The sequence below is a fragment of the Hyphomonas sp. genome, from assembly GCF_041689225.1.
Taxonomy (GTDB): Bacteria; Pseudomonadota; Alphaproteobacteria; order Caulobacterales; family Hyphomonadaceae; genus Hyphomonas.
This window is the reverse complement of record NZ_JBDNGN010000159.1, coordinates 1-11,580: the sequence shown is the minus strand read 5'-3', so window position 1 is coordinate 11,580 and position 11,580 is coordinate 1. Positions and strand designations below refer to the sequence as shown.

General features: G+C 58.2%; 8 protein-coding genes. 3 read left to right on the top strand and 5 right to left on the bottom strand.

Going from position 1 to position 11,580, the window contains the following annotated elements:
* Together ACESNB_RS15665 and ACESNB_RS15660 are read right to left on the bottom strand one after the other, a co-directional pair.
* A partial coding sequence (locus tag ACESNB_RS15665) for a hypothetical protein (protein ID WP_373008990.1) occupies positions 1 to 3,339 on the bottom strand: 3,339 nt, incomplete at its 3' end.
* Positions 3,340 to 3,473: 134 nt separating this feature from the next.
* Positions 3,474 to 5,816 (bottom strand): hypothetical protein, encoded by a 2,343-nt coding sequence (locus ACESNB_RS15660; protein ID WP_373008988.1) that lies wholly within the window; start codon positions 5,814 to 5,816, stop codon positions 3,474 to 3,476.
* Between the two features lie 214 nt (positions 5,817 to 6,030).
* Between ACESNB_RS15660 and ACESNB_RS15655 the strand changes: the two genes are divergently transcribed.
* A complete protein-coding gene (locus tag ACESNB_RS15655; protein ID WP_373008986.1) occupies positions 6,031 to 6,483 on the top strand; it encodes a hypothetical protein in 453 nt (150 codons plus the stop codon).
* Positions 6,484 to 6,486: 3 nt separating this feature from the next.
* Entirely contained in the window at positions 6,487 to 6,951 is a 465-nt protein-coding gene (locus ACESNB_RS15650) for a hypothetical protein (RefSeq protein WP_373008984.1), read from the top strand.
* On the opposite strand, the gene ACESNB_RS15645 is transcribed toward ACESNB_RS15650, so the two are convergent.
* Positions 6,942 to 9,434, bottom strand: coding sequence for a tetratricopeptide repeat protein (locus tag ACESNB_RS15645; protein WP_373008982.1), 2,493 nt, complete (start codon positions 9,432 to 9,434; stop codon positions 6,942 to 6,944). The two genes, ACESNB_RS15650 and ACESNB_RS15645, sit on opposite strands and share 10 nt — an antisense overlap.
* Positions 9,435 to 9,645: 211 nt before the next feature.
* On the opposite strand from ACESNB_RS15645, the gene ACESNB_RS15640 reads away from it, so the two are divergent.
* Positions 9,646 to 10,419, top strand: coding sequence for a hypothetical protein (locus ACESNB_RS15640; RefSeq protein ID WP_373008980.1), 774 nt, complete (start codon positions 9,646 to 9,648; stop codon positions 10,417 to 10,419).
* Positions 10,420 to 10,441: 22 nt separating this feature from the next.
* Here the strand turns inward: ACESNB_RS15640 and ACESNB_RS15635 are convergent, their stop codons facing one another.
* Positions 10,442 to 11,005, bottom strand: coding sequence for an ECF-type sigma factor (locus ACESNB_RS15635; protein WP_373008978.1), 564 nt, complete (start codon positions 11,003 to 11,005; stop codon positions 10,442 to 10,444).
* Positions 11,006 to 11,098: 93 nt separating this feature from the next.
* Positions 11,099 to 11,452 (bottom strand): hypothetical protein, encoded by a 354-nt coding sequence (locus ACESNB_RS15630; protein ID WP_373008976.1) that lies wholly within the window; start codon positions 11,450 to 11,452, stop codon positions 11,099 to 11,101.
* Positions 11,453 to 11,580: the final 128 nt, after the last annotated feature.

The following is an 11,580-nucleotide window of genomic DNA, read 5'->3' as shown; positions in this document are numbered from 1 at the left end:
GAACTCGACATAGCCATCTGAAAAAGGTGCGCCCGTCACCAGTACACGATTTTCTTTGTGTGTGACCGTCGCGGTTTTATCTGAATCGACATGCCCCAGGACGGCGCCGACAAAGTGATCTAACCATCCGCGCACAGAGACGAATGCCAGTTTCAACGTGGCTATATCGAGGGTGTCTTGTCTTCCCGCGCCTTTGACTGTTGAGAATTCGCCCCAGGTGCCGAGAACCGACCGGTATGTGTTGTCCTCGGGCCGTTCAATGACCTTAATTGTCATCGGGGCATGGAAGTATGCGCCCTCGGGGTGTTCGTACTCAATTTTGACAGCGCGGGCAGATGACCATTCGGGCAGTTCGTACCGGATCCGCTGATCGGGCTGTGGTTGCTCCGGCAAGTCAAACCGGCCGATCTCATTGAAAGGCCCTAAGGGGCCATAGGCCGAAGCATAGACAATGGCTGCGCTGGCAAATGGCCACTTGTTATCCGGAAATTTTGCCGGATATACAGCTTCAATGGCTTCGACATCCGCTTCCAGCTGGTTACGGAACGTGATGGCATTGTTGAAATCCGTGGGATTGCCTTCTTTGCCTGGCAACGTCGTGACCTTGGCTCCCGTTGTGTCAATTTGCAGATGCCGGTCGACCCGCATGTTGCGGGTGCCTGATACGAGCGCGCCGAGCTCCTTGTCTGCAATATTCAGATCTTTGAGGCCCGAGTGGCCGGGGAGGGCGATCACTTCGAAACCGCTAAGCGAGACGCGGTTTGTTTCTCCGCCTCGTCGCTGGGTGACTCGCAGCCTGACTTTCAAAGCGTTCGCCGGGCCGTCCGGAAACGGGTAATAAGCTGTCTGTCCCCATTTTTCGTGGTCACCTGCCAGTACTTCTCGCCATTTCCTGCCATCGCTTGAAACATCGATGGCAAACCCAAGAATGCCTTGTGGCGCATCCAGGCGCGTATTGATGCCGATTCCGGCTATGGGGATCGCCGTGTCGCCGGGCAGGTCCAGTATCGGGCTGAGGACGCGCTTCCCGCCGTTAGAGAGAACGCCCTCATGCTCTCCTCCTTGGGTGATAAACCCATCCGTCAGCGTCAGCAGCTTCCCTGCACCTGCCGGATTGCCGCTTGCATAATCGCCATCCTTGCCAATGCCGATGCCGTCACTTTCGAGCCATCGCGCACCAAGGCTGGTCCGGGCCACATTGATGCCGCCAGCCATGGCTGACGGAACACGGCGCGCTGGCAATGCGCCGACCGGCGAATTGCGGGAATCGGCTTTCAGTCGGTAACGGGTGCTGGCGAGAACTGTGCCGGTTTCGGCGCGTACGGCAACAAAAACGGGAAGCTCGCCATCGTAGATGTCATCCGGAAGCAGGAAACTGACGCTTTTCGTCAGGGTCTCGCCGGCGGCCAGTGACACGGAGTAGGGAATGACTTCGATACCGGGGCGGGCGAACCAGAAGTCGAGTGTCCCTGTGACCGGCGCCTGTGTCGTGTTGGTGATTTTCAGAACGGCTGTCGCACGCTGCCTGAACAGGGAATAGGCGCTCACATCGGCGGCGCGCGCCACAACAAGTTTCAAGGGCGCCGGTGCGGTGACAGGGAAGGGGTTAGCGTAGCGCGCCGTCAGTTTGTACTCTGCGGGGCTTCCTGTGCGTGGTTGGAGTCTCAGCTCATGCTCGCCGGCCGGGACCAAAACGGCCCTCTTCCAGCCGCCGGGTTTTATGACCTGGCGGTCGAGGCTGGCAGAAGCGTTTTGCGACGCGGCTGAGAACGTTGTGTAATATTCGGATCCGGGGGGCACATCGAGTGAGACTTCGACGACGGCATTACGTGGCAAATACAGGGAATAGCGGTCCTCATCGCCATCAGGCGACACCCCGGTAATGGTTTGGCCGATGGAAAGCCGTCGCGGCATACTCTCATTCGGCTCGCGTTCGGAATCCGCTCGAGGACTCCCCAGAGGTTTGGCAATGACTTTGTAGTCACCCTTTGTCCCGTAAAGGCTGATGTACACCGGACCGGGTTCGAGATAGACGTCCGGTGTAACGAGTCTTCGTGTATTTCCTGAATGCCGGCGGATGTTGGCTATCTTACCCATGGCATTGCTCAACTCAATCTGGCGGACAGAATCGCCCAGTACAACGATGCGCCAGAGTTGGCCGGTGTCACCGGCATTGAAGGCGATCACGTCGGTATCGTCGTTTGCCGAAAGTGTGCCCTGCATCCGGAACGCACCTTCATTCACCGGCTGGAAACCAGGTCTTGCATTGGGCTCAAACACGGTGTCCAGCGGGTTTGCTGACAAACGTTCCAGACCAATTTCGTAGAGTCCGCCGGTAGTGGACTGGGTGTTGATTGTCAGGACAGTGTCTTTCGTGATCCGGAAAGGTGCCAGGCTGATGTCCTGACCGTCCAGGCATTCAACTTTCGAATCTGTCTCCTTCAGGCACAGTCTCACTTTCACTGCGCTTTTGACGCGCACACCAACCGCATCTTCTCCGGCGAGTTTGGACAAGCTGAATTTGTCTTCGTCTCGAGCATCAAGAGGCAACGTATAAGTCTTGCCGATTGACAGACCTGGCCCGGCTGAGAGTTTCAGGTTTGAATTGGGCTCTATCGGCCCATCGCCATATTGGCTGGGCTCGGTCAGGAGCCGCCAACTGATTGTGCCGGACGGTATCGAAGATTTCACGCACACCGTACCGCCGTCCGCCCGAATGCCTGAGATCGCGACAACACCCTTTCCCGCGCGCGATTCGAGTCGCTCGCCCTTGGGGGAGTAGACATACATCTCCACCGAACTCGTCGGCGCGCTGACAAGGACCAGATCCGCGATCTTGTCAGCCGACAGAAGGGCAGGGATCATGCAATGCATCTTACCATTGCCCGTGCCGCTGACATCGTTACTAGTTTCCACGGCCTTGCCTGGCGTATCGGGGAGCGATGCAGGAGACTGCGCTGGATCAATCCGCTCGACCTTGAGCGTGACATTAACGGGGTTGAGCGGCGCGAGTCCAAGATAGATGCGACCGGGCTGAAAAGTCGTGACGGGCAATCTCGCGGTTCGGTCTCCAAATCCACGTGCGGAGTCGCTCAGCAACTTGGTGCGGGCGGTCGGTTGATTGCGCGCATTGAGCTCAATCGTATTGGCTTCCAGGACGATGCTTACGGGCTCGTCTGCCTCAGCGGATATTTTGTAGATGTCGGCGGTGTCGGTAACGTCAAAACTGTAGACGGTACTTCCAACAAGCATGAGTTTGACTTCGGATAATCCGTCCACGAACTTAAGCGGCGTGCTCTCCAGGGGCGGAACATCCGATGTCCCGTCAAGTTTGGACAAGTCGGGGAGCTGGCTCCATGCCGGGCCGTCAGAATATAGCAGAGCCCAGACCAAGACCGGGAGCGCCATCACGACAAACCATGCTTTTCGCCGGATGGCTCGCCTAAGGATCGCACATTTCTGTGCCGCGCCCGTCACTGGGTTACCTTCTTGCAGACCTGCTCGATCGGACGCCCGGCAATTGATCCCAAGGGAGCTGAAACAATTTCAAGCGTCAGCTGGGTCACTATGTAGCCGATCGCAGCTTCCAGGCCGCGGCCTACGGGTTTGAAGAAACCACTCACCGGGCCCATCGCCCCAGCCGTGCCGATTGCGACCATCGTGTTTCCCAACACACAGCAATTCTGCATGGTCGTGTTGCCCTTGTAGGTATCGACGCAGCTTTGGGCGCTCATCACCCATCCGCCCAGTGCTATGCCAAGGGAGATCCGCTTCATGATGGCCTCTTCGATCGTCGCTTGGCCCCCGTTCAGCCCCATGCCCAGCGTCTGTCCCGTTTGTGTATTGACCCGCCACCAGAGAGGCTCATCCACACCGTCGAGCATGACGAGGACAGTGCCTGACTCAGAATCGGCATTCAGGCGATCACGCAATGCCAGGGGCGCAATCGACTGATTGCTCCACGTCGCAACCGATTGTGCATTTTCGAGAACCGGACCAGCCTTCAGTAATTTCCAGTCGGTCTCGTTGGAACCTGCTCCGAGCTCGTGTTCGGCTAGCGTCGCGCGTATACCCTGTTCCAGATTGCCCGACGGGCTGACTGAGACTGCGCCATTGGCGAATGTCAGAGACAGCGTTTCGTCGACCAAAATGTCCATCGTTTTTCGGACAATACCAATCGCACCCGCAACGGTCTGCGTGCGCTGCATTGAGACCATGGGGCCAAATCGCACGAGCTCCTTCGCGGGGGCGACATCAGGATTGAATGCGTTTCCCGCCGCGAGCATCTCTGACCAAACAGGTTTCGAATTTTCAGCGGAAAAGGCAGGGTGGGCGAGGGCCTCCTCTGGTGTCATTCTCCCTTCGATAACAGCCTTGAAATAGGGTATGGTTCTCATCAGGTCAGCCGTGGATTCCATCACGTCCTTCATGGCACGCGCGCCGTTCTCACGCCCGACATTCACGTCTAGGATCCCCTGAAAACTTACCAGATGGCTCGGCGATTCAGGTGTTTCCAGCCGGAAATCCGTCAGACGGCGTTCCACACTGGTCGATGCCCCGCCCGGTGATATGTGGATCACCGTTAAAATCACGCCGCTCAGCCTGGGGGCGGTGTCGGTTTTCCCATCCGTCGCGTTCAATCCGCCCAACGCCCCGGCATATTTCGATCCGACCGTCGCAAAGATCGCGGGTCCGGCAGCCAAGTCCTCGGCTGATGCAGTCAAACCCTGCAATGTAAATGCCTGCGCGCGTTCGGCAGGCGCCTGGTTCATGACCGGAGTGAAAAAAGACGCTTCGCCGTCACTGCGAACCGTGTCCGGCGCGATCCCGATGCTGACCTGCGTCAAAGCAAGGTTGGCCGCTGGGCGGCGATAAGGCGACATGATGCTGATGCGCTCATACTTGTCACCGGTCTTGCGTTCGATCTCGAGACGGATTTCTATCTTGTGCAGCCTGTCATCGGGCACCGTTCCGGCAATAAAGCTTTCAGGTTCTACTTTGGGGGTGACAGCATTCTGGAATGCCGGATGAACATCGACCCATGGGTCATTGGGCGTGTTCCGGTAGCGTACCCAGACATATTCCTCGGCGATCTGATCGACAAGACGGTCTGTCAGGTCGGCATCGGACAGCGCGATGGAAACGCCCGCCGTTTTGAGGCTGGCCGAGAGCTTCTTTGCGAGGTCAGATACGTCCCGGTCGGCTGCGAGGGCATTCTTGTCGGCATCCTTTTCCAATTCACGTGCTTCGGCGATGATCTCATCCAAGCGTGTTTTGGGCACGAATGGCTTGAGTGCTTCTGTAACATCATCAACCACGAGGCCAGGTGACAGAGGTGCCCGGTCGCTGAAACTGACCTGCAGGAGGCGTTCAGCATCTTTCTTTTCAAGCGTACCCTTCACGATCATGGCCTCTCCAGCCATGGCGTTGATCAGAGCGGCCAGGAGAACGGCCTGGTCCCAGCTGGAGCCTGCCGAAGCGGAAATCGCTCCCTGCGGTCCGCGCATCACGCCGAGATACGGATCGTAAGCTATTTTCTCGCGGACAAAATTCGCCGCGGCCGCAACGTCATAGTCCAGGCTCTCTGCAAGGCCATCGACATCATACAGTTCCAGCGGAATCTTTGATGACAGATCCCTGTAGGCATCGGCAATAGCGCGGGCAGAATCGCGTTCTGCGGCCGGCGCAATATAGGTGCGCGGCGCCGCACTTGCGCTAAAGCTCGACGAGAGTGCGAAGACTGCAGCGAGAACTTTTAATCTAAGAGACAAGGGCGTCTTCTCCTGTTCGAAATGAAGCTCTACACGCAGCAACATGCCCAATGGCTGCGTTCCTGCCTTGCGGAATTTGACCGGCGGACTTGGCGAAAGCCGTTGGCTGTTACTGATGGATACGCAATGCAGCGACGGAATCCGCCAGGGAAGTTCGCCATCATCCTGAGACAGGCATTGGTTGAGGCATCAATTTTTGGCGGGTCCGGGCTGCTGCGCACGTTGAAGAGGGTGGAGATATAGTCCACGGGAGCCAAAAATGCCGTTACGACCAATCAAAATGATGCCTTGCGGGACATTGTGCGCGATCGCCTTCGCCGTCGGACTGGCGGCGTGTGGCCAGACGAGCGCAGATTCCATCGCGCCGGATCTGGATACCAGACCTGCAACAGCCAGTTCGGTGTGTGCCGAACGCCTGCCGGACGAGATTGCTGTTCCGGACGGGTTTAAAATCGAAACGTGCACGCAATCAGAGACGATGACGACCTTTCGCGGAAAGGCGACGGCGGGGCGAGATGTTGATGCTGCGTTCATCGCCCTCAAATCCACCTACAAGTCCGCCGGATACACCCTGTACGACAATTCGACCGGTCATATTCGCAGCGTCATTTTTGGTGGCACAGGGCATCGAAAAGGGGAAATCCAGTTGAACCCGAAGACCGGTTTTCTCGCGGTGTCCATCAATCTCTATCCAGCAGACATGGAGCAGTAAGACGTGAATAGGACCCCTTTTGCAATTTTCGCTGCCTGCGCCGTCATGCTCACAGCCTGCGGCATGTCGGAGCCGCCGCTTCAGGAAAACAAGACGGGCCAGACCGCAACCGAGGCGCGTCGTGAAGTGCCGTCAGAGAGGCCCGCTTGGTTGCCGCAGAATATACCGCTGCCTCAGGACATGGTGATATTCGAAACGAGCCGGATGAAGCTGCCATCCGATGAGCACGCCAGCTACATGCTTCAGGGCTACTCGTGGCAAGACCTCGATGCGGCGACCGTGACCGCAAGCCTGCGTGAAGGACTGCTGGCGGCGGGATACAAGCATGAGGGGAATGCTGCAGCCGCGACGCCGCAGTTGATACAATTCTCAGGCAATGGCCTGGCGCCCGGCACAGTGGCCCACATGCAGGTCGATTCTGCGGGCGACCATCTCGTGATTTCACTAAGCATCATTCCTCAGGGCTGAGTCACCAGGCCGAGTTCACGTCCGGCAGCTCTGCAAGATGCAACAGAAGCGGAAGGAATAGCGGGTTGTGTCTCGAACGCCATAAGTGCAGTAGCAAGATGGATATGCGCACCTTTCCTGTCGCCAAGGCCGAGGCGGGACATTCCAATGCGGCACCGGGCTACTTCGGTCGCAAAGTGTCCCTGGGGAAGAGATTGCGAAAGCGCTTCAAAGGCGTTTCGCGCATTTCTTTCAGCATCATCATAGCGATGTAAGTCCAGCATGATGGCAGCGCGTGTCAGGGCCGGGAAGGCGCGCCGGGGGTGTCCGGCAGATAGTTTTTCATCGAATATCTTCTCCGCCCTGGCAAGGGAGACAAGCGCGTCCTCAGGTCGACCTGCCTGGGCCTGGCTCACCGCGAGATTCTGGTACACATCGCCGACCTCCAATGCATCGTCGCCTGAGATCAGGATTCGGGACGACAGTATTGCCTCGTATAGAGTGATGGCGTCGCCGTATGATTTGGCACTGGACAACGCGTTGGCTAGGTTGTTCTGGTGGGATAGCGTCGACGAGTTGAGCGGACCGAACGCGTCCGTGGACAAGGCAAGCGCGCGGCGGTGTATTGATATCGCCTCATCGGTGCGCCCAAGATCGCTCAGTATGCGTCCAAGATCGGACAAGGGGAGTGCAAGGCGAACGTGGTCTGGTCCATAGGTGGACTCCGTCAACGCGACGGCCCTCCGAATATGGTCCTCGGCTTCAGCAAGTTTACCCAGTTCGCCGAGTGCCCGCCCTAACCCTGACCGCGCCTCGATCTCGCCATTGATGGAGGCCGATGCCAGCGCGCGAGGAAGAGTTTCTTCGAAGAGGACGCGTTGCTTTTCCCATTCGCCTGCGTGGGACCATGCAGCTGTAAGAAACGTGTCGAGAGCGCCTAAATCGCCTTCTGGTGACGCGCGGGCAATGGTCAATGCCTGTTCGATTTGCGCCGCTCCTTGGCTTGCCTCGCCAAGTTGGATATCCAGCGTACCTCGATAAGCTAGGGCCGCTGCATATTGATTGGAAGACTGCGCACCTGAAGAAGCCAGAAGACCGACCGCCTCGTCTGCAAGTGACCTGGCTTCCTTGAGATTATCGGAGCGATCCTTCGCGCGAGCGACCCAGCCGATGAGCTCGGCCTGCAGTTCCGGATCGTCCGTCAGGCGTTCGCGCACGTCGTCAAGCGTCGGTTCCAGTATCGATGTCGCATTGCCGAGGTTCGACTTTGCGCCGTCAAGTTCCAATGGATCGAGCCGGCGAAACAGGTCCAGCAGAACGCTTTTGCCGCGATCAGCCCGATCGGCTTCAGCCATCGCAATGGCACGTTCGCGATTCATTTCGCGTCCGTGGACCGAAAGCATCATGCCCCAGCCAACACCGCCAAGGATCAGGAGTGCTGCCAGACCCGATGCGACCCGGTTGTGGCGGACGAATCGGTAACCAGACTCGAGGCGCGTGTCCGGTCTGGCAGCAGGCGCGCGGCCATCCAGCACGGCCCGGAGGTCATTGGCGAAACTTGCCGCTGAGGGGTACCTGTCATCCGGGGCCTGCGCCATCGCCTTGCGAATGACAGCCTGCGTGCCGGCAGGCAGTGTCATGTCCGCGCAGAGTTCCGAGAGGACATGGCCCAGTTGGTAGATATCACTCGCCGTAGTGACCTGCTCCAACCGCAGCTGCTCCGGTGACGCGTAGTTGGGCGTCATGGCGGTCGTTCCGTCAGGATCGCTCAAGCCACCGGCGAGGCTGGATACACCAAAGTCGAGCAACCGCGCCCGGCCATCATCCGACACGATGATGTTGTCCGGCTTGATGTCGCGATGAACGATCAGTTTGGAATGCGCTGACTGCGTTGCGTCGGCAACGTCGGCGACGAGAGCAAGACGGGCGTTCAGGCCGAGATCAGCCCCGTTGCAATAGGCGGTTATGGGGCGCCCCGGCGCAAGGTCCATGACAAGCCAAGGGGCGCCAGTGGCTGTTTCTCCGCCATCAAGAATGCGCACAATGCCTGGATGATCGAGCGTCGAGAGAATACGGCGTTCGCGCAGGAAATGGCGAACAGCCTCGCCATTCTGCATGCCGGCGCGCATGACTTTCAGGGCGACCGTCTGTTCGTATCGGCCATCGTCACGATTGGCTTCGTAAACGACAGACAAACCACCGGCGGCTATTCGGCGAAGGATGCGCCACGGACCATACCTGGCACCGATCCGGGGATCGTCGGAAAAGCCGTCCATCCCGGTCGATACCTCGTCGAGCATCGCAGAGCGCATAATTTGCAGGCCTTCAAACCGCGAGCGGCTATCGCGCTCCCTGTCGAGCAGCTGTGTCGCGCGTCTGAGCACGTCGGGTGTGCCGGCCAGTTCCTTGACCAGCCATTCCTGCCGCGCGTCCTCGGGCAGCTCTAGAGCCGCCGAGAATGCCGCGTCGAGGCGGTTCCACTGAGAGTTGTCCGCGGTGCCCAAGGCATACCTTTCTGATCCGTCATGAGTGTCCCGCTCACAACGTCGGTTATCAAGTCATCATTACGCCAGCCTGGCCCGCGTGCATCCCTGTTCCCAATCCCTTCACGCAATGTCCGGGGAAAGTCCGCCACGCAGATGCATATGGCGGATCACGGCACGAGGATGCGTTTTACACAACAGGACGCACAACAAACTCAAAGGGAATCCCACCATGCTTCGATACACAATTGTCATGTCGGCAACAGCTTGGTGTCTTTTCGCGACAGCCGGTCAGGCTGAGGCGCAGGAGATGGCCGTCTTCGGACCACCAATCGTTTCTTATCAGGGCCAGCGCACGATCGTCACCGACGAAGGAAGCGTTAACCAGATTGTCCATTCCAAACCTGGCAAGACCCGCACTGAAATGACCGAGAAGGGACAGACCGTTATCCGGATATGGCGCGATGACGCCCAGACGATGTGGTCGATGTCACCGGATGAAGGCATTGCCACGGAAATTCCCTTTGGAGCCGAACAGGCCAAATCGCCTCTCGTTGGCCTGGGTGAGCAAACGGCTGTGCTGGAAAAGCGCTTCATCGGACGCGAAACGGCGAATGGCGTGCTAACTGATCATCACTTCGTGCGGGCAAGTGTGTCTGGCGGCGCCACGACAAAAGGTGATGTCTGGACGACGCCAGAAAATATCACGGTGCGTATGCGGATGACACAGGTTGAGCCGGGTCAGCGCGCCGAGAATATCAGCTACGACCTCAACGGTCTCCAACGGTCCTTTCAGACAGACGAACTCTTCGAAGTACCTGCCGGATATCAGGTTATGTCCATGGGAGGGGGTGGCGTGCCCGACGTGTTTGGCGCCGCTGGAGGGTATGCGGGGGACGTGGCCGGTGATGCGGCTGACACAGCAAAAAATGAAGTTGATCGCCAGGTGCGCGGGAAAGCGAGAAACGAAGCGGCAAAGGCAGTACGCAAGATATTCAAGTGGTAGGGTTCCGCAGACTGCCGGAAACTCAGGACTGTGAATCGAGGAATTCGGCCAGATAGGTGCGGGCGCGGGCCCAGTCGCGCTCGACAGTCCTGCCTGATCGTCCGAGCGCGTGCGCGGTTTCCTCGACTGTAAGGCCTGCAAAGAACCGACACTCTACGATGCGTTCGAGATCCGGCGCTTTCTTGGCAAGTGCGGCCAAGGCGGCGTCGATGTCCAGGATCTGGGTTTCTGCGGTGCTGCCCGGTATCTGGTGATCGTCTATGTTGACGTGCTCAGCGCCCGAGCCGCGCTTCTCCGCTAGTTTTCGCCGGGCATGGTCGACGAGTACCTGACGCATAGCGCGCGACGCGGTCGCCAGGTAGTGGTTCTGGTCGGCGAAGCGACGACCGCTGTCATTTGACAGCTTGAGCCAGGCCTCGTGGACAATCATCGTCGCATTCAGGGTCGCGCTTGGACGTTGTCGCCCGAGTTGCCGGGAAGCGATACGCCGAAGAACGTCATACGTCTCTGCCAAAAGCTCTTCGGACAGGCCGAGCGTGTGGCGGCTGGGCTCTTGCGGAGCGTCACTATCCGGCGTGGTCGTCAAATGCTGGTCCCCGTAGAACGACCCTGGACAATGTCGCGGCCTTTCTACGGGTATGCAAGAAGCATGGTCAATGCAATCACAAGTTAGGACTACCTATTCCGGCTCCGGATCCATGATCAGGGATATCGAGAATGTTGCGGTGCCATCATCGGACATGTCCATCACCATGACGCTGGCGTAGTCAAAACCGATCATGTCAAATCGGATCAGCGTTGCATACCCTTTTTCGATCTCAAGGATTTCGTAGCCATTCTTCTCGATCATGGCGGTAAAGAACGTGACGACTGAATCGACCGTATCGCTGACTTGCCCGTCCACCTGGTAGGTCCGGCTGGCATATTCTGGGGGTTTACCGCCCGACGCGCTGACAATGCGGCTGTCGAAGGGGAAGGTGATGGTCTCGGGAAATCCTTCCGGCAATGAGGCGGTCTGTGGCTCTGCGGACACGCCACCTGAAGGAGGGGCGTCTGCAACGGGAGTTATTGTCAAATCTGGTGTTTGAGGTTTGTGGGTCATGCAGCGATCTGGTCGTTTTGTGTGGTTTCAATTCCGTCTTTAAATTTGACGCCTGTGAT